The sequence below is a fragment of the Roseateles asaccharophilus genome (assembly GCF_004362405.1).
GTDB lineage: Bacteria > Pseudomonadota > Gammaproteobacteria > Burkholderiales > Burkholderiaceae_C > Kinneretia > Kinneretia asaccharophila.
Genome location: NZ_SNXE01000005.1, coordinates 228,445 through 245,501 on the forward strand (window position 1 = coordinate 228,445; position 17,057 = coordinate 245,501).

Sequence of the window (17,057 nt, forward strand, 5' to 3'; positions counted from 1 at the left end):
CTTCATGGAGTAGCCATATGACGCACCCCAAACTGCCCAGGCAGAGCCCTGGAACGATACACACCCCTGCAATCGTTGATTGCGGGGCCCCGAGCGCGCAAACCCGCGCCAGCATTGAGATTTTCTGGTCCACAGCGCGCCGCGAAGCGGTCCACATTTGTGGCACGCCGGCCCTGGCGCCCAGTATCTGCGCCGTTTTGCGTGCCGGAGGTCAACCGTGAGCGAGCGCAGTAGGTTCATCAAGCTGCGCGTGAGCGACGCCGAATACAAGGCACTGCGCCAGAGGGCTGACGCCCAGGGCGTGACCATGTCAGAGCACGTGCGAGTCGCCGTTACAGCGGTGCACAAGGACGTGGATGTGGCCGCTGAACTGGCCGGCCTGCGGCAGCAGCTCCGACAGACTGCCCCTGCGGCAGCCAGCGCCAACAGTGGCCCGAGCGACATCGAGCAGCGCGAAATCCTGCTTCTGTTGCGCGAGCTTGCGGCGGCACGGGACGCACAAATCCTCGCCCGCGTGCGGGCACAGCTCGGGGGCCGCGCTGGCGTACAGACCCAACAGCGGGGAGCGGCAGCGTGAGGACGAACGACCCATTCCTGCGGCACATCCTGGCCGCCATTGACCGCGCGTTGGTCTGGAGCATCCTCGCCGTAGTGCTCACGGCGTTGGTCTGGACCGCAGCGTGGGAGCGCGGGCTCGGCCAGCCTGTCATCGACGGCTGGCGCGTGCTGGGCCTGGCCCTGTTGGGCAAGCCCATCGACCGCCTGGCCCTGACGCTTCTGGCGATGTCCGCCGCGCTGGGCATCGCCGGCGCCAGCCTCTTCGGCGGATGGTTGTTCCGGCGCTGGAAGCGCCGTGCCGACGTTGACACCACGCGCCTGCGCGGCGCCCGGTGGGAGAGTGACCAATGATGCGCGAGGTCATGGAACGCTTCCGCTCGGCACGAGCGCAAGCGGCAACCCCTGAGCCCATGCCCGCAGGGCATCGGCTCCTGACGCTGGGCGGGCACCCGTGGCCCGCCGCACTGGAAACCCTGCACCTGCTGGCGGCTGGCACCACCGGTGCCGGCAAGTCAACGCTCATCGAAGAACTCTTGGAGGGCATCCGAGACCGGGGTCAGCGTGTCATCGTTTGCGACCCCAATGGTGGCTACATGCGGCAGTTCGCGAGAGATGGCGACCGACTCCTGAACCCGTTCGACACCCGTGGCGAGGGCTGGAGTGTGTTTAACGAGATGCGCGCTGACTATGACGCCGACCGTCTAGCCGGCAGCATCGTGCCTGCAGGACACGGCGAGTCGGCCCCGTGGCACCACTACGCGCAGGTACTGTTGTCAGAGGTGCTGCGGGCGTTGGTGCGCAGCGGAGAGGCATCGACCGAACGTTTGTTGCACTGGTGCACCAGCGCTCCCGCTCGCGAACTCGGTGCTCTGCTGGTCGGCACGTCGGCCGCCGGGCTTTTCGATGAGGGCGCCGACAAAGCACTGGCAAGCACCAGGTTCGTGCTGACCGCGCACTTGTCCGCGCATAGGTTCATCAAGCCCGGCGCGTTCAGCTTGAGGGATTGGCTGGAGAACGAACAGGGCAGCTTGTTCATGACTTGGCGCGCGGATATGCAGACCGCGCTGGCGCCGCTGCTTGCGAGTTGGGCCGACATCGCCACCAGCGGCGTGCTGACCCTTTCGCCCGACCCCGCGCGGCGCATCTGGTTGGTGCTGGACGAGCTGGCCGCTTTGGGCAAGCTCAACGGCCTAGAGGCCGGTCTGACGCTGGGCCGCAAACACGGCCTTGCAGTGGTGGCGGGCTTGCAGAGCACGGCCCAACTGGACCGGCTCTACGGGCGCGAGTCTGCGACGGTGCTGCGGGCGTGCTTCCGGAACTTGGTGGTGCTAGCCATTGCGAAATCCGACCCCGCGACCGCTGACGAGTTGTCCCGTGCGCTCGGCGAACGCGACGTGCTGCGCTATGAGGTCAGCCGCAGCAACGGCGCGAGCGGGCTCGGCGAGTCGCGGAGCCTGCGCCACGCGCAGGAACGGCTGGTGTTGCCGAGCGAGATTGCCAGCCTGCCCAACCTCGCGGGCTACCTCGCAATGGCCGGCGACGAGCCGGTGCGGAGGCTGCGGCTAACGCCTTGCAGCCGCGAGGAGGTCATGGATGCCTTTGTGGCGGAGGCAGCGTGCTGACGCTGGCAAAAGTGGTTTCCGCCGAGTCAGCGGCCAGCTACTACGAAGCGGCAGACGACTACTACGGCGAAGAAGGGCGGGCGCCGTCGGACTGGTGGGGGGCTGGCGCTGCGGCGTTGGGCCTGCAAGGCTGTGTGGACGCCGGCCAGTTCCGTGCGCTGCTGGATGGACAGCTGCCCAACGGTGAGACTATGCAACGGGGGGGCGAGGGGCCCAGGACGGCAGGGCTCGACCTTACCTTCAGCGCGCCGAAGTCGGTCAGCATGCAGTCGCTCATCGGCGGCGACCGTCGATTGCTTGATGCACATCAGGCCGCAGTGACTGCGGCGCTGTGCTTTGCCGAAGCCAACCTGGCAGGCTATCGAACCACGACGGAGGGAGAGACGCAGGCCGAGCTGAGCGGCAACCTTGTCGCCGCGCGCTTTGACCACGACTTGAGCCGCGAGGCCGACCCGCAGGTTCACACGCATTGCGTGGTGCTCAACGTGACCCAACGGGCTGACGGCCAGATGCGCGCGTTGGATGCGCGCCCGTTCTACGAGAGCCAGAAGCTGTTGGGCGCCTACTACCGCGCCGAGCTTGCCCGCGCCGTGCAGGAACTCGGCTACCGCATCCGCCGCACGCACGAAGATGGTCGCTTTGAGCTGTCCCACATCGACCAGCGCCAGGTCGAGGCGTTCAGCACGCGCAGCCGGGACATTGGTGCAGCGCTGGCCGAACGCGGGCGAGACCGCGCCAGCGCTTCGGCCGCCGAGCGCGAAATCGCCGCGCTGGGCACCCGGCGTGCGAAGGACCGGACGGTGGACCGTGTTGCCCTGCGTGAAGGCTGGCAGGCGAAGGCTGCGGCGCTGGGTGTCAACTGGACGCCCGAGCTGTCCGTACCCTTGCCGATGGACCCGGCCATCGCGGCACAAGACGCTGTGGACTACGCCGTGGCGCACCTAGTGGAGCGCAGCGCTATCGTTGGGCGCCTGGCACTTGTGCAAGTCGCATTGGCACACGGCACAGGTCAGGTTGGCTTCGAGGAAGTGCAACGTGACATCGGTCGCCGCATAGCAGCCGGCGAACTGGTGGCATCGGAAGACGGGAGGCGGCTCACCACGCCCGCAGCGCAGGCGATGGAACGCGAGCTGCTGAGAATTGAGGTCTGCGGGCGTGATGCCCTGCCGGCGGCCATCTCCCCACCTGCTCAGGGCGAACTGTTCAGTGCGACGAACGCAGCCGCGCCGTCGGGGGCAGCGCTGGATGCCTCACTCACGGAAGGTCAGCGAAAGGCTGCCGAATTGGTGCTGTCCACCCATAACCGCATCGTTGGCATCCAGGGCTTGGCCGGCACCGGCAAGACCTTCATGTTGCGGGCGGTCTGCGAACGCCTCGGCTCCGACTACCACGCGCTGGGGCTGGCGCCCTCAGCCGCTGCGGCGCGCGAGCTGGCAAGTGCTGGATTCGAGACGATGACCGTCGCGGGCTATTTGGCCAGCGGGCGCGCACTGGACGACAAGACGTTGGTGGTGCTCGATGAGGCGAGCATGGTCAGCCTGCGCGATATGCACGCCGTGCTGTCTGCCATCGAGCAGGCCGGCGCCCGCGCCGTGCTGGTGGGCGACACGGGGCAGCTCAAAGCAGTTGAGGCTGGCGCACCTTTCAGGCAGTTGCAGGAACACGGGATGGCGACTGTGCGGATGGCGGACATCCTTCGGCAGCAGAACCCGACCCTGCGCGCCGCCGTGGCAGCAGCGGCGGATGGCCAGGTTGCGGATTCGCTGAAGAAGCTGGCGGCGACGGTGGCCGAGGTGCCTCACGCCACCGAGCGTTACCAGCGCATCGCACGCGACTACGCCAGCCGGCTCCCAGAAGACCGGGCGCAGACGCTGGCCGTGGCCGGCACGAACCGCGCTCGCCGAGCTATCAATGAACTCGTGCGCCAGCGCCTGGGGCTGGCCGGTGACGGCGTTACCGCGACTGTCCTGGAGGGCCGCGACCTGACGCGCGCTCAAGTGCAAAGCTCGCTGAGCTACACGGCCGGCGATGTCGTCGAGGCGTTACGCCACTACGACAGCCTGGGGCTGCGACGGGGCGATACCGCCGAAGTAGTCCAAGCCGAACCGGGCTGTATCACGCTGCGCAGAAAGGACGGCGAGCTGGTGCAGTGGCGTCCGACTGCGATGCCCCATGTCGCGGTTCATCGACTCGAAGACAGAGAGCTCACTGTGGGCGACCGCGTGCGCTTCACTGCTAATGACTACACACGGGGCGTGGTGAACGGGGAGACCGGCACGGTTGAGGCCGTGGACAAGGCGGCAGGCCGGCTTGAACTGCGCGTCGATGCAGGGCAGGTGCTGACGCTGGACTTGAAGCAGCCACTGCGGCTGGACCATGCGTACTGCACTACTGTGCATGCGGCGCAGGGGCAGACATGCGACCGCGTGCTTGTGGACGCGGACGTGTCCAGCGCGACGGCAAATCAGTCGCTGTACTACGTCGCCATCAGTCGGGCGCGTAACGCGGTAACTCTCTATACGGACGACCGGGAACTACTGCCGCGAGCGATGTCGCGCTTGGACATCAAACACGCGGCGTTAGACCTGTCTCGCAACTCGCGACCTGGCATGAGCTTGTGAGCTGAATGTTCGGTGCGCGGCGCGTCTTTGACGCCGTGCGCATCGGGGAGCGAGGCGCCTGCGGGCGCCTCGCCTGCCTCTAAGGGGTCTCCCCTCGCGTCGCGCAACCGTTCGCCCGCTGTCGCGTGCCCTTCGGCCGGCCCTCCCCATCTTCCTGGCGTGCAGACGGGGTGTGCCCCTGTCCGGCCTGCGGCGGTTGCCCTTTGCTACCCCCGGTCTCGCCGACGGGCACGGGGTGCCATCCGCACCCCCAGCCCTAAAGGAGAACACAGGCATGAACGCCAGCAAGCAACCCCGCGACCTCTACGCCGAGGTCACCCATCGCATCGTCAATGCCATCGAACGAGGCGTCCGCCCGTGGTGCCGTCCCTGGACCAGCGGCCAGGCTGCTGCCGGCATGATGCCCCGGCGCCACACGGGCGAGGCATACCGTGGTGTCAACGTGCTGCTTCTTTGGGCGGCGGCCCAGGAGCGGGGCTACACCGCGCACACGTGGATGACCTTCCGACAAGCCCAGGCAGAGGGCGGCCAGGTCCGTAAGGGCGAGAAGGGCACTACTGTGGTGTTTGCGGGGCAGTTCCCGCCTGCCGTGGGCGCGAACGAGGAAAGCGATGAGGACGCGCCGACCCGCCAGGGGCGCGCCTACCTGCGCTGCTACACGGTTTTCAATGTCGAGCAGGTCGATGGTCTGCAGTCCTCGCCCGAGCCGCAGCAGGTTGAAGCGCCGAAGGTCGATGCGGCCGCGCAGGCATTCATCGCCAGAACGGGAGCAACGGTGCATCATGGCGGCGACCGTGCGTTCTACGCGCCTGGTCCCGACTTGGTGCAGTTGCCGCACGCCCGCCAGTTCCGTGACGTAGCGGCCTATCTCGGAACCGTCACGCACGAGCTAGTGCACTGGACAGGTCACCCCGGTCGTCTCGCCCGCCAGTTCGGGCAGCGCTTCGGTGACCGGGCGTATGCGGTGGAAGAGCTGGTCGCTGAGCTGGGCGCGGCCTTTGTGTGCGCCCGCCTGAACGTCAGTGCCGAGCCGAGAGACGACCACGCGGCCTACTTGGCTGAGTGGCTGGCCGTGCTGAAGGCGGATAAGCGCGCGTTGTTCACTGCCGCAGCGCATGCACAGCGCGCCGCCGACTACCTCCACGAGCTGCAAGGGGAGGCCGCAATGGCATAACGCCGAAGTGCGCCTTGTTGGCGCACTTCGGCGTCATTGGCACGGGCGGCTATCGGCGCCCGTTCGGTCCGGTCAGGCCGCGCGCAGCTCTTCGGCGAACGGGTCCACGATGGCCGGGAATGCCAGAGCGTCGGGCGCGACGGGGCTGTCGTTGGCGGAGTCCACCTCAGCCGACTCCATTGCGCCTGCTGTGACGATTTCGGTCATCGTCACACCTGCGCCCTTCTTCAGGCGACGCACGCCGCGATGTGCAACTTCCTTCGGGTTGTCGCCGAATGCCGCGTCAAGCCGCTTTGCCAGGCCGCGCGCACAGAGGTGTGCGTAGCGCAGGAGCATGCGTGTGTCACGGTGCCCGCTAAACGCCTGCAGGTCCACCAAGGAGAAGCCGACTGCGCCATTCGAATCGGCCGAACGCCCGCCAGCGTCGGCCACTCGGGAGATTGCCTCGTGGCGAAGGTCGTGAATGCGCAGCTCATGGTCGCCCACCAGCCCTCCTGCCTCGCACATGCGGGCCCATGCCTTGCGCAGGCCCTCGGGCTTTACCGGAAACACGCGGTCGCCGTCGCGCGGCAAGCCCTGAAGCAGCCGCACCAACGCCATGCGCAGCGGCAGCTTGCGGCTTCGGCCGTTCTTGGTTTCCGGAAGGAAGGCCGTCTGCTCGTCGAGGTCCACATTCGCCCAAGTCAGCGACAGCGTTTCGCCGCGTCGAGCGCCGGTCATGAGTTGGAAGTGAACGAACGTCTCGAACAGCGGCACGTGTACCATCGTCGCCTTGGCCTCGTCCATGTAGGCCTCACGCGCGTCATGAACGATTTTCTTGCGCCGGTAGGTGGTGCAAGCCTGGTCGGAGGCCTCGCGCTCCACGCTCATAAGCTCTTCCAGCCGCCGGGCGAGCGACAGCTTCTCGTCCTCGGCGCGCGCCGCAGCCAGCAGACGCTGTTCCTCGTCGCCCTTCAGCCGGCGGTCGCGCTCGTTGAAATACTTCGGGCGCTTCACGCCATCCATCGGCGACTTGGCCACCGGAATGCGCCAAGTGTCGATGGCAATGCGACACACGGCCGAGATGATGTCGAGTTCACGGTCTACCGTCGCTTCCTCGACGGCCTGGCATCGGTCGTCGATGTAGTCGTTGATGTCCTCCGGCATCAGCTCAGCGAAGCGCTTGCGCACCCAGTGGTTTGACGCCGACGGCGTGCGAACTGCCCTACCGGTGGCTTTGCGTGGCTTCCAGTCGCGCAGTTTTGGGTGTGGGTTCTTGTGAGCGGCAAAGACTTCGCTTAGGTCGATGCGGGGTAGCCCGCCGTCCTCCAGCATCGCGTTGATTTTGTAGCCCTGCACTTCAAAGCTCGCCTGTCGCGGTGCTTCTTCGCGCAGGAAGCGCGCAAGCAGGTCGCCGAACGTAACCTTCCAGCCCTTGGTGTAGTCGATGAAAAGGCCGCGACGCCGCTCGGCTTCGATGCGCTGTTCCAACTCGACTGCTTCTTCCTCACTGCCGACGGTGAGGTTCATGTCGGGATAGCCAACCGTGCGGAATCGCACGAGGTAGGCATCGTTCAGACGCCCCGCCTTGGGCTTTAGGTTCGAAGCCTTCAGCTCGGCGATGTACGCCTTGACGGCTTCTTGGGCGTCGAAGGGAAAGGTGCGGGTGAGGTCGTCGCGGTTCTTGACGCTGACGGTGAACCGGGAGCGGTTCTCGATGCGGGCCATGCTTGCTCCATGCAGTGAAGGAGCAAAGTCCAGCGAATGGGGTTTATCTGCGCTGCGCACCCGTGCCTTGAAGGCGCGCGGATTGGCACAGATTTGGCACAGACCTCTTGACCCGGAATCAAACGACTTCTGTAAGGCGTTGATTTAATTGGGAAATTTGGTCGGGGTGAGAGGATTCGAACCTCCGGCCTCTACGTCCCGAACGTAGCGCTCTACCAGGCTAAGCTACACCCCGATTTGCGATGTTGTGACCCGCAGCGGTGTCGGATCTCATCACGATTCAATCGCTTTACGCTAAAAGGAGCGGTCCACCGACTGAGCACAAAATTCTAGCAGGGTTTCGCGCCAGATGGAAGGGGGGAGTGATTGAAGGCATGCGCGAGCACTCTCGGCCTCGGCGCGTGCGGCCTCGCGCGTCGCATCCAGGGCGCCGGTGCGGCCCACGATGTCGATGATTTCGGTCAGCCCTTGTACTTCGCCATTCTGGATTGCCTGACGTATCAGGGCGCGGTCCTTGGGGCTGCCGCGCTCCATGGCAACCAGCAGCGGCAGCGTCGGCTTGCCTTCGCGTAGATCGTCGCCGACGTTCTTGCCCAGGGCTTGTGTGTCGCCGCTGTAGTCCAGTGCGTCATCGATCAGTTGAAAGGCGGTGCCCAGGGCGCGGCCGAAACCGGCGCAGGCCTCCTCGATCTCGGGCGTGCTGTCCGCCAAGATGGCGCCGAGGCGGGCGCTGGCCTCGAAGAGCTTGGCCGTCTTGTAGCGGATCACGCGCAGGTACTGCTCCACCGCGATGTCCGGGTCGTGCATGTTCATCAGTTGCAGGACCTCGCCCTCCGCAATCACATTGGTGGCGTCAGCCAGCACGTCGAGCACACGCATGCGCTGGACCGACACCATCATCTGGAAAGCGCGCGAGTAGAGGAAGTCGCCGACCAGGACGGCCGCGGCATTGCCGAAGAGGGCATTGGCCGTGGGCTTGCCGCGGCGAAGTGATGATTCGTCCACCACATCGTCATGCAGCAGGGTGGCGGTGTGGATGAACTCCACCACGGCGGCCATCTCGAAGCGGTCGCTCTTGCTGTGGCCCAGGGCGTTGGCAAAGAGCAGAACCAGCTTGGGGCGTATGCGCTTGCCGCCGGCCTGCACGATGTAGGCACCGATCTGGTTGATCAGGGCCACATCGGAATCCAGACGCCGCGCGATGACGGCATCGACCTCGCGCATCTCGGCGTCCAGCAGGGCTTGGGCCTCGACAATGGGGGATGCGGTTGCGGTCAGCACACTCAACTCTCTAAAGCCCTAGGCGGGCGAGACCGCGATTATAGAGAGGCGGTCTGCGGCATGGTTGGGCCTGGGTGCTTGGTGCTTGGTGTTTTCCCGCGGCGCTGCTATACTTTCGGGCTCTGCGCGTTTTCAGATGCGCTGGAGACCTCAGTCCGGGATGGGCCGGCGGGGTTGGTTTACTGAAAGGGCTGATATGTACGCGGTCATAAAAACCGGCGGCAAGCAATACAAGGTTGCTGCTGGCGAAAAGATCAAGGTAGAACAGATTGCTGCGGATGTTGGCCAAGAGATCGTGATCGACCAAGTTCTCGCCGTGGGTAACGGCGCTGAGCTGAAGGTTGGCACTCCCTTGGTTGCTGGCGCAAGCGTTAAGGCCACGGTTGTGGCTCATGGCAAGCACGACAAGGTGCGCATCTTCAAGCTGCGTCGTCGCAAGCACTACAAGAAGAGCCAAGGCCATCGCCAGATCTACACCGAGCTGGAAATCAGCGCGGTCAACGGCTAATCCGGCTTTCGCCAACAGTTCAAGGAGTTAATCCATGGCACAGAAAAAGGGCGGCGGTTCCACACGGAACGGCCGCGACTCGAAGCCCAAGATGCTGGGCGTGAAGGTGTTTGGTGGTCAGGCGATTTCGGCTGGTTCCATCATCGTGCGTCAGCGCGGCACCAAGTTCCATGCTGGCACCAATGTCGGCATGGGCAAGGACCACACCCTGTTCGCGCTGGTGGACGGTACCGTGTCCTTCACCACCAAGGGTGAACTGAACCGCTCGACGGTTGTTGTCACCCCGGTCTGAACGACCGTGAAATCGCTGGCGGTTCAGCAGCAGCCGCCCGCCAGCTGATCGAAGCCCCGGCTCGCCGGGGCTTTTGTGTTTCCAGGCTGCCTTAACATCGGGCCGTCAAGGCGCACACACATGAAGTTCGTAGACGAAGCCACCATCGACATCGCAGCCGGCAACGGCGGCGCGGGTTGCGCGAGTTTCCGCCGGGAAAAATTCATCCCCTTTGGCGGTCCGGACGGCGGCGACGGCGGCCGCGGCGGCAGCATCTATGCGGTGGCCGACCGCAATCTCAACACCCTGATCGACTATCGTTACGCGCGCCGCCATGAGGCTCGCAATGGCGAGGCCGGTCGGGGCTCGGACCAGTTCGGCGCGGCGGCCGAGGACATCACGCTGCGCATGCCGGTGGGCACCATCGTGCGCGATCTGGAGACCGAGGAAATCATCGCCGAGTTGCTGGAGCCCGATGTGCCGGTGCTGCTGGCCAAGGGTGGTGACGGTGGCTTCGGCAATCTGCACTTCAAGAGCAGCACCAACCGCGCGCCGCGCCAGAAGACGCCGGGCTGGCCGGGTGAGGTCAAGAAGGTCAAGCTGGAGCTGCGCGTGCTGGCTGATGTGGGTCTGCTGGGCCAGCCCAATGCGGGCAAGTCCACGCTGATCGCGGCCGTGTCCAATGCCCGGCCGAAGATTGCCGACTACCCCTTCACCACGCTCTACCCGAATCTGGGCGTGGTGCGCGTGGCGCCGGAAAAGAGCTTTGTTATTGCCGACATCCCTGGCCTGATCGAAGGTGCGGCTGAAGGCGCCGGCCTGGGGCATCAATTCCTGCGCCATCTGCAGCGCACCCGCTTGCTGCTGCATGTGGTGGACCTGGCCCCCTTCAATCCCGATGTGGACCCCGTGGCCGAGGCCAAGGCCATCGTCAAGGAATTGAAAAAGTACGACGAAGAGCTGCATGCCAAGCCGCGTTGGCTGGTGCTCAACAAGCTGGACATGGTGCAGGCCGAGGAGCGCGCCGAGCGCGTCAAGGACTTCGTCAAGCGCTACAAGTGGAAGGGCCCGGTCTTCGAGATCTCGGCCCTGACGCGCGAGGGCTGCGAGCCTCTGATCCGTGCCATCTACGAGCATGTGGCGTCCCTGCAGGTCCCGCCCGTGGAAGACCCGGATGTGCGCTTTGACGAGCCGGTGATCGATCCGCCCAAGGCCGTGCAGGAAACCCGGGCCTCGCGCGCGGCCAAGGTCAAGGCGGCCAAGGCCGCCAAGGAAGCCAAGAGCAAGGACAAGCCGGCCGAGCGCGATCCGCGCTTCGATCCCGCATCATGAGCGCGGAGTTGCTGGGTCAGGGCGTTCTTAAGGACGCGCGGCGCATCGTGGTCAAGGTGGGCTCCAGCCTGGTTACCAATGAGGGCCGGGGCGTGGATGCCGAGGCCATCGGCAACTGGTGCCGGCAGTTGGCGGCCTTGGCTGCGCAGGGGCGCGAGCTGGTGATGGTGTCCAGTGGCGCAATTGCCGAGGGCATGAAGCGCCTGGGCTGGGTCACCCGGCCCAAGGAAGTCCATGAGCTGCAGGCGGCCGCGGCCGTGGGGCAGATGGGCCTGGCCCAGATGTACGAAAGCAAGCTGCGTGAGCATGGCATGGGCAGCGCCCAAGTGCTGCTCACCCATGCCGACCTGGCCGACCGCGAACGCTATCTCAACGCCCGTTCCACCCTGCTGACTCTGCTGCAGCACCGTGTGCTGCCCGTGATCAACGAGAACGACACGGTGGTCAACGACGAGATCAAGTTCGGCGACAACGACACGCTGGGTGCCTTGGTGGCGAACCTGGTGGAGGCCGATGCCCTGGTCATCCTCACCGACCAGAAGGGTCTGTACTCGGCCGACCCGCGCAAGGATCCGAGTGCCCGCTTCATCGACGTGGCCGTGGCCGGTACGCCGGAGCTGGAGCAGATGGCGGGTGGCGCGGGCTCGTCTCTGGGGCGCGGCGGCATGATCACCAAGATCCTGGCGGCCAAGCGCGCTGCGGGCAGCGGCGCCAGCACCGTGATTGCCTGGGGGCGCGAGCCCGATGTTTTGCTGCGCCTGGCGTCGGGCGAGGCTATCGGCACGGCCCTGGTGGCCAGCACCCAGAAGCAGGCGGCACGCAAGCAGTGGATGGTGGACCATCTGCAGCTGCGCGGCGCGGTGATCGTGGATGCTGGCGCGGCCAGCAAGCTGCGTGAGGACGGCAAGAGCCTGCTGCCCATCGGCGTGACCGAGGTGCAGGGCGAGTTCCACCGCGGCGATGTGATCTCGGTGCGCGACGGCAGCGGGCGCGAGCTGGCGCGCGGCCTCACCAACTACGGCAGCGCCGAGGCCCGCCTGATCGCACGCAAGGCCTCCAACCAGTTCGAGTTGGTGCTGGGCTATGCCGCCGAACCCGAGCTGATTCACCGGGACAACCTGGTGCTCGTGTAACGAGCGCCAGGTTGCGGCGCAGGCTTATATCGCGTAGCGATGTGAGCCGAAGCCACAATCGCCGCGGCGCCAGGCAGGGCCTTCAGCCCTGCTTGTGCTCACCCGACTCCGGCCCCGCGCCTTGCGGCGCCTCGGCGCATTCGGCACCGCCCTGAGGCGCACGCGGCTCCCGATGCTGAGGTCGCATGCCACCCCGCAGATAGCGATTGTGGTGATTGATGCGCGGCAGAAAACGGGCCAGCTCGGTCAGTGCCATCTGGTAGACGCCGCGCTTGAATTCGATCACGGCCTCCAGCGGCACCCAGTACTCGTTCCAGCGCCAGGCGTCGAACTCCGGGTGGTCGGTGGCGCGCAGGTTCATATCGCAGTCGCGCGCGGTCAGCTGCAGCAGGAACCAGATCTGTTTCTGGCCCTTGTAGTGACCACGGGCATCGCGGCGTATGAAGTGCTCGGGCACCTCGTAGCGCAACCAGTCCCGCGTGCGCGCAATGATGCGCACCTGATCCGCGTGCAGCCCCACTTCTTCGTGAAGCTCACGAAACATCGCCTGCTCAGGCGTTTCGCCATGCTTGATGCCCCCTTGCGGGAACTGCCAGGAATGGGTCCGGATGCGTTTGCCCCAGAAGACCTCGTTCCTGTGGTTGAGCAGGATGATGCCGACGTTGGGCCGGAAGCCTTCACGGTCGAGCATAATCAACCCCAAATCTATAGTTAGATCGATTATTGCATCGGGGCCACACCCGGGCATTCCCCTCGCTAACCCTCACCTTGCGCCTTTGTGCTTGACCTTGGGTCACAGTGCTGAGCGCCCTCTCTTGTCCGCGCCATGAAAGCCAGCCAGTTCTTCATTTCCACGCTCAAGGAAGCCCCCGCCGACGCCGAAGTGGTCAGCCACAAGCTGATGATGCGCGCGGGCATGATCAAGCGCCTGGGCGCCGGCATCTACAACTACATGCCCATGGGTCTGCGCGTGATCCGCAAGGTCGAGACCATCATCCGCGAGGAGATGAACCGTGCCGGCGCCGTGGAGCTGCTGATGCCCGTGGTCCAGCCCGCCGAGCTGTGGCAGGAGACCGGTCGCTTCGACAAGATGGGCCCCGAGCTGCTGCGCGTGAAGGACCGTCACGACCGTGACTTCATCATCCAGCCCACCTCCGAGGAAGTGGTCACCGATATCGCGCGCCAGGAGCTGCGCAGCTACAAGCAGCTGCCCAAGAACTTCTATCACATCCAGACCAAGTTCCGCGACGAGCGCCGCCCGCGCTTCGGCGTGATGCGCGGCCGCGAGTTCACGATGAAGGACGCCTACTCCTTCGACCGTGATGTGGAGAGCGCCGGCCGCAGCTACGAGAACATGTACGCGGCCTACTGCAAGATCTTCGACCGCCTGGGCCTGGAGTACCGCGCCGTGGCGGCCGATACCGGCGCCATCGGCGGCGACCGCTCGCACGAGTTCCAGGTGATCGCCGATACCGGCGAAGACGCCATCGTCTACTGCCCCACCAGCGACTTCGCCGCCAATATCGAGCTGGCCGAGGCCGTGGCCCTGCTGGCCGCGCGTGCCGTGCCCGCCCAGGCCCAGGCCAAGACGCCCACGCCCGGCAAGAGCACCTGCGAGGATGTGGCGGCCCTGCTGGGCCTGCCCCTGGCCCAGACCGTCAAGTCCCTGGTGCTGGCCACCGACGAACTCAACGAAGCCGGCGATGTGGCCAAGACCCAGGTCTGGCTGCTTCTGGTGCGCGGCGATCACGAGCTCAACGAGGTCAAGGCCGGCAAGCTCGAAGGCCTGAAGGCGGGCTTCCGCTTCGCCACCGTGGCCGAGATCGAGGAGCACTTCGGCTGCAAGCCGGGCTACCTGGGCCCGATTGGCTTGAAGAAGCCCGTCAAGATCGTGGCCGATCGCACCGTGGCCCAGATGGCCGATTTCGTCTGCGGCGCCAACGAGGCCGACTTCCACTACACCGGCGTGAACTGGGGCCGCGACCTGCCCGAGCCCGATCTGGTGGCCGACATCCGCAATGTGGTGGCGGGCGACCCCTCGCCGGACGGCAAGGGCGTGCTGGCCATCCAGCGCGGCATCGAGGTGGGCCATGTGTTCTATCTGGGCACCAAGTACTCGGCCGCGATGAACGCCGTCTTCCTGGACGAGACCGGCAAACCCAAGCCCATGGAAATGGGCTGCTACGGCATTGGCGTGACCCGCATCCTGGGCGCGGCCATCGAGCAGAACCATGACGATCGCGGCATCATCTGGCCGGACGCCATCGCCCCCTTCACCGTGGTGATCTGCCCCATCGGCATGGACCGCAGCGACGAGGTCAAGGCCGCAGCCACCCAACTGCACGAGGAACTGCAGGCCTTGGGCGTGGACGTGCTGCTGGACGACCGCGGCGAGCGCCCGGGTGCCATGTTTGCCGACTGGGAGCTGGTGGGTGTGCCCCACCGCGTGGTGCTGTCCGACCGCGGCCTCAAGGAAGGTCAGGTCGAGTACCAGGGCCGTCGCGACGCCGAGGCCAGCAAGCTGGCTCTGGCCGATGTCGTGGCCCATCTGAAGGGCAAGCTCAAGCTTTGATGATGCACCGACGCGCTCTGCTGGGCGCGGCGGCCGTCACACTGGCCTGGCCGCGGCGAGCCCGGGCCGGGGCCCAGGTGGAGGAGCCGCTGGCGGATTCCGTGCGCTCGGCTCTGTCATCGGCCATTGGCAACCGGGCGCCGCCCAAACCGCGTTTTTCCGACGTTGAGGAGCGCTTGTCCTACCTGCGCTGGCTGGGTGAGATGAGCGAGCGCCTCAAGAAGCGGCTCTCCGAGGCCCAGACCCGCATCGAGTTTCTCGAAACGGTCTGGTACGAGAGCAAGCGTGCCGGCCTGGAGCCGGCCCTGGTGCTGGGCCTGATTCAGGTGGAAAGCGGCTTTCGCAAGTACGCGATCAGCGTGGCGGGCGCCCGGGGCTATATGCAGGTCATGCCCTTCTGGGCGCGCCTGATCGGCGATGGCAACCCCTCGCACCTCTTCCATATGCAGACGAATCTGCGCTTCGGCTGCGTGATCCTGCGCCACTATCTGGACCGGGAGAAGGGCGATATGTTCATGGCCCTGGGGCGCTACAACGGCAGCCGCGGCCGCGCCGAGTATCCCAACGCGGTGTTCAGCAACCGCAAGCGCTGGCTGATGCCCGGCGAGGCCTAGCCCCTGAGTCCGTTCCAGGACTGCGGCGCGGCGCCGGCCACACCGGCCAGCTCCAGCACCCGCTCCACCGACTCGTTCACCAGCTCCTCAATGCTCTGAGGGCGGTGGTAGAAGGCCGGCAGGGGCGGGAAGATGATGCCGCCCATCTCGGTCACGGACGTCATATTGCGCAGATGCGCCAGGTTCAGCGGGGTCTCGCGCACCATCAGTACCAGGCGGCGACGCTCCTTGAGCGTCACGTCCGCGGCGCGGGTGAGCAGGTTGTCGCCAAAGCCATGGGCCACGGCGGCCAGGGTCTTCATGGAGCAGGGCGCGATCACCATGGCGGCGGTGGCAAAGCTGCCACTGGCCACGCAGGCCCCCACATCGCCCAGGGCATGGCTGCGGCTAGCCTCGGCCTCCAGGGCCTGGCGGTCCAGCCCCAGCTCATGGTGCACATTCAGCACCCCGGCTGGGGTGACGATGAGATGCGTCTCCAGCCCCAGCTCCCGCCCGCGGCGCAGCAGGCGCAGACCGTAGGCAGCGCCGCTGGCGCCGGTGATGCCGACCACCAGTCGGCGCGGGACTTCGCTCAAGTCAGGCTCACTGGGCGGACAACACCTGCTGCAGCTCGCCGGCCTGGTACATCTCCATCATGATGTCCGAGCCGCCAACGAACTCGCCGTTCACATAGAGCTGGGGGATGGTGGGCCAGTTGGCGTATTCCTTGATGCCCTGGCGCACGGCCTCGTCTTCCAGCACGTTGAAGGTGGTCAGATCGCTGACGCCGCAGGCCTTGAGGATCTGCACCGCACGGCCGGAGAAGCCGCACATCGGAAACTGGGCCGTGCCCTTCATGAACAGCACGACGCGGTTGTTCTTCACCAGATCATCGATGCGTTGCTGGACGTTGTCGCTCATTGTCTCTACCCCATGTTCGATCACGGCGCCGCTTTGTGCGGCACCCATGCGCGGATTATCGGCCAGGCCCGGGGCTCTGGCCGGCGTGGGGAAAGAAGGCCTCAGAAGCTGTAGTTGAAGCCCAGCTGCACCACGGGACGCAGGCGTATGTCCAGCAGCAAATCTTCCAGGCTCTGGGCGCCGCCCGGGCTGCGGCCCAGGCGCAGCTGGTCGCGGTAGCTCAGCTTGATCAGGCCCAGATCGGCACTGAAGCCCCAGCTGCCGCGCAAGGACTGGCCTGTGTAGCCTATGCCCAGGTAAGGTCGGGTCGCGTAGTCGGACTCCGCGCCCGGCAGGCTGGGGCCGAGCTGACTGATGCGGCGCTGGCCCAACAGAAGGCTGGCGCGCTGGCCCAGATCAGGGTTGCGCAGCGCCAAGCCCGAGCTGCTTTCGCTCAGTGCCCTGGTTCCGATCATCAGCCCACCGGTGGTTCGCAGTCCGCCCTGGTAGCGATTGCTGGCGTCTGTGTTGTTGAAGATGTAGTAGTCGCCCAGCAGATTGGCGCTGAGCAGGCTCCGGCCGCCGCCCGTGTCCTCCAGGCTGCTGAGCTGCACCCGGGCTTGCCACCGCAGGGAATGGCTGTCCAGGGGCGGCAGGCTCAGGCCTTGGGCCGGCGCAGCGCCAGGGCTGCCGAGGGCTGCGGCAAGCAGCAGCAGGAGTCCGGCATGAACGGGGTGGGAAACAGGAACTCGGGCGGCAGCGTGGCGCATGGCGACCTCCTGAAG

The 17,057-nt window shown here is 65.9% G+C and carries 17 protein-coding genes and 1 tRNA gene; 11 read left to right on the top strand and 7 right to left on the bottom strand.

From position 1 onward, the window contains the following. The first annotated feature begins 217 nt into the window (after nucleotides 1-217). From DFR39_RS12900 to DFR39_RS12920, 5 genes are all read left to right on the top strand, one after another. The gene (locus DFR39_RS12900) at nucleotides 218-577 is read left to right on the top strand and encodes a plasmid mobilization protein (protein ID WP_162849523.1); all 360 of its coding nucleotides are present in this window, start codon (nucleotides 218-220) and stop codon (nucleotides 575-577) included. Beyond that, nucleotides 574-909: a hypothetical protein gene (locus DFR39_RS12905; protein ID WP_133603982.1), complete on the top strand. Its 336-nt coding sequence runs from the start codon at nucleotides 574-576 to the stop codon at nucleotides 907-909. Before DFR39_RS12900 ends, DFR39_RS12905 begins: the two co-directional genes overlap by 4 nt. Beyond that, the gene (locus DFR39_RS12910) at nucleotides 906-2,180 is read left to right on the top strand and encodes a type IV secretion system DNA-binding domain-containing protein (RefSeq protein ID WP_133603983.1); all 1,275 of its coding nucleotides are present in this window, start codon (nucleotides 906-908) and stop codon (nucleotides 2,178-2,180) included. The genes DFR39_RS12905 and DFR39_RS12910 overlap by 4 nt, the downstream gene beginning before the upstream one ends. Further along, nucleotides 2,174-4,801 carry a MobF family relaxase gene (mobF, locus tag DFR39_RS12915; RefSeq protein WP_162849524.1) on the top strand — a complete coding sequence of 876 codons (2,628 nt, stop codon included), beginning with the start codon at nucleotides 2,174-2,176 and terminating at the stop codon, nucleotides 4,799-4,801. The genes DFR39_RS12910 and mobF overlap by 7 nt, the downstream gene beginning before the upstream one ends. 274 nt (nucleotides 4,802-5,075) lie before the next feature. Beyond that, nucleotides 5,076-5,975, top strand: coding sequence for an ArdC family protein (locus DFR39_RS12920; RefSeq protein ID WP_133603985.1), 900 nt, complete (start codon nucleotides 5,076-5,078; stop codon nucleotides 5,973-5,975). 72 nt (nucleotides 5,976-6,047) lie between these two features. Here the strand turns inward: DFR39_RS12920 and DFR39_RS12925 are convergent, their stop codons facing one another. The 3 genes from DFR39_RS12925 to ispB form a co-directional block, all read right to left on the bottom strand. Further along, the gene (locus DFR39_RS12925; protein ID WP_133603986.1) at nucleotides 6,048-7,682 is read right to left on the bottom strand and encodes a site-specific integrase; all 1,635 of its coding nucleotides are present in this window, start codon (nucleotides 7,680-7,682) and stop codon (nucleotides 6,048-6,050) included. Nucleotides 7,683-7,840: 158 nt separating this feature from the next. Continuing rightward, nucleotides 7,841-7,917, bottom strand: a tRNA-Pro gene (locus tag DFR39_RS12930). 59 nt (nucleotides 7,918-7,976) lie between these two features. Then, nucleotides 7,977-8,960, bottom strand: a complete 984-nt coding sequence (gene ispB, locus DFR39_RS12935) for an octaprenyl diphosphate synthase (RefSeq protein ID WP_281277246.1) — start codon at nucleotides 8,958-8,960, stop codon at nucleotides 7,977-7,979. Between the two features lie 199 nt (nucleotides 8,961-9,159). Here ispB and rplU point away from each other — a divergent pair, with 199 nt between their 5' ends. The 4 genes from rplU (at nucleotide 9,160) to proB (ending at nucleotide 12,207) form a co-directional block, all read left to right on the top strand. Continuing rightward, a complete protein-coding gene (gene rplU, locus DFR39_RS12940; RefSeq protein WP_133603987.1) occupies nucleotides 9,160-9,471 on the top strand; it encodes a 50S ribosomal protein L21 in 312 nt (103 codons plus the stop codon). Between the two features lie 34 nt (nucleotides 9,472-9,505). Beyond that, complete coding sequence (rpmA, locus tag DFR39_RS12945) at nucleotides 9,506-9,763, top strand: 50S ribosomal protein L27 (protein ID WP_133603988.1); 258 nt, start codon at nucleotides 9,506-9,508, stop codon at nucleotides 9,761-9,763. Between the two features lie 120 nt (nucleotides 9,764-9,883). Next, on the top strand, nucleotides 9,884-11,074 hold the full coding sequence (gene cgtA, locus DFR39_RS12950) for an Obg family GTPase CgtA (protein ID WP_133603989.1): 1,191 nt from the start codon (nucleotides 9,884-9,886) through the stop codon (nucleotides 11,072-11,074). Further along, a complete protein-coding gene (proB, locus tag DFR39_RS12955) occupies nucleotides 11,071-12,207 on the top strand; it encodes a glutamate 5-kinase (RefSeq protein WP_133603990.1) in 1,137 nt (378 codons plus the stop codon). Before cgtA ends, proB begins: the two co-directional genes overlap by 4 nt. Before the next feature lie 82 nt (nucleotides 12,208-12,289). On the opposite strand, the gene DFR39_RS12960 is transcribed toward proB, so the two are convergent. Then, on the bottom strand, nucleotides 12,290-12,898 hold the full coding sequence (locus tag DFR39_RS12960; RefSeq protein ID WP_246030820.1) for an RNA pyrophosphohydrolase: 609 nt from the start codon (nucleotides 12,896-12,898) through the stop codon (nucleotides 12,290-12,292). 135 nt (nucleotides 12,899-13,033) lie between these two features. Between DFR39_RS12960 and DFR39_RS12965 the strand changes: the two genes are divergently transcribed. Further along, nucleotides 13,034-14,779 carry a proline--tRNA ligase gene (locus tag DFR39_RS12965; RefSeq protein ID WP_133603991.1) on the top strand — a complete coding sequence of 582 codons (1,746 nt, stop codon included), beginning with the start codon at nucleotides 13,034-13,036 and terminating at the stop codon, nucleotides 14,777-14,779. Then, the gene (locus DFR39_RS12970) at nucleotides 14,779-15,393 is read left to right on the top strand and encodes a lytic transglycosylase domain-containing protein (protein WP_133603992.1); all 615 of its coding nucleotides are present in this window, start codon (nucleotides 14,779-14,781) and stop codon (nucleotides 15,391-15,393) included. Before DFR39_RS12965 ends, DFR39_RS12970 begins: the two co-directional genes overlap by 1 nt. Here DFR39_RS12970 and DFR39_RS12975 read toward each other — a convergent pair. From DFR39_RS12975 to DFR39_RS12985, 3 genes are all read right to left on the bottom strand, one after another. Further along, a complete protein-coding gene (locus DFR39_RS12975) occupies nucleotides 15,390-15,968 on the bottom strand; it encodes a UbiX family flavin prenyltransferase (protein ID WP_133603993.1) in 579 nt (192 codons plus the stop codon). The genes DFR39_RS12970 and DFR39_RS12975 overlap by 4 nt on opposite strands. Before the next feature lie 7 nt (nucleotides 15,969-15,975). Beyond that, entirely contained in the window at nucleotides 15,976-16,293 is a 318-nt protein-coding gene (grxD, locus tag DFR39_RS12980) for a Grx4 family monothiol glutaredoxin (protein ID WP_133603994.1), read from the bottom strand. Nucleotides 16,294-16,394: 101 nt separating this feature from the next. Next, nucleotides 16,395-17,042 carry a hypothetical protein gene (locus tag DFR39_RS12985; protein ID WP_133603995.1) on the bottom strand — a complete coding sequence of 216 codons (648 nt, stop codon included), beginning with the start codon at nucleotides 17,040-17,042 and terminating at the stop codon, nucleotides 16,395-16,397. Nucleotides 17,043-17,057: the final 15 nt, after the last annotated feature.

What these genes read in the sequence shown, in the direction of transcription:
- DFR39_RS12965 (WP_133603991.1), top strand. Translation starts at nt 13,034, where the DNA reads ATGAAAGCCAGCCAGTTCTTCATTTCCACGCTCAAGGAAGCCCCCGCC.
- cgtA (WP_133603989.1), top strand. Translation starts at nt 9,884, where the DNA reads ATGAAGTTCGTAGACGAAGCCACCATCGACATCGCAGCCGGCAACGGC.
- rpmA (WP_133603988.1), top strand. Translation starts at nt 9,506, where the DNA reads ATGGCACAGAAAAAGGGCGGCGGTTCCACACGGAACGGCCGCGACTCG.
- proB (WP_133603990.1), top strand. Translation starts at nt 11,071, where the DNA reads ATGAGCGCGGAGTTGCTGGGTCAGGGCGTTCTTAAGGACGCGCGGCGC.
- DFR39_RS12985 (WP_133603995.1), bottom strand. Translation starts at nt 17,042, where the DNA reads ATGCGCCACGCTGCCGCCCGAGTTCCTGTTTCCCACCCCGTTCATGCC.
- grxD (WP_133603994.1), bottom strand. Translation starts at nt 16,293, where the DNA reads ATGAGCGACAACGTCCAGCAACGCATCGATGATCTGGTGAAGAACAAC.
- DFR39_RS12920 (WP_133603985.1), top strand. Translation starts at nt 5,076, where the DNA reads ATGAACGCCAGCAAGCAACCCCGCGACCTCTACGCCGAGGTCACCCAT.
- rplU (WP_133603987.1), top strand. Translation starts at nt 9,160, where the DNA reads ATGTACGCGGTCATAAAAACCGGCGGCAAGCAATACAAGGTTGCTGCT.
- DFR39_RS12960 (WP_246030820.1), bottom strand. Translation starts at nt 12,898, where the DNA reads ATGCTCGACCGTGAAGGCTTCCGGCCCAACGTCGGCATCATCCTGCTC.
- DFR39_RS12925 (WP_133603986.1), bottom strand. Translation starts at nt 7,682, where the DNA reads ATGGCCCGCATCGAGAACCGCTCCCGGTTCACCGTCAGCGTCAAGAAC.
- DFR39_RS12910 (WP_133603983.1), top strand. Translation starts at nt 906, where the DNA reads ATGATGCGCGAGGTCATGGAACGCTTCCGCTCGGCACGAGCGCAAGCG.
- DFR39_RS12970 (WP_133603992.1), top strand. Translation starts at nt 14,779, where the DNA reads ATGATGCACCGACGCGCTCTGCTGGGCGCGGCGGCCGTCACACTGGCC.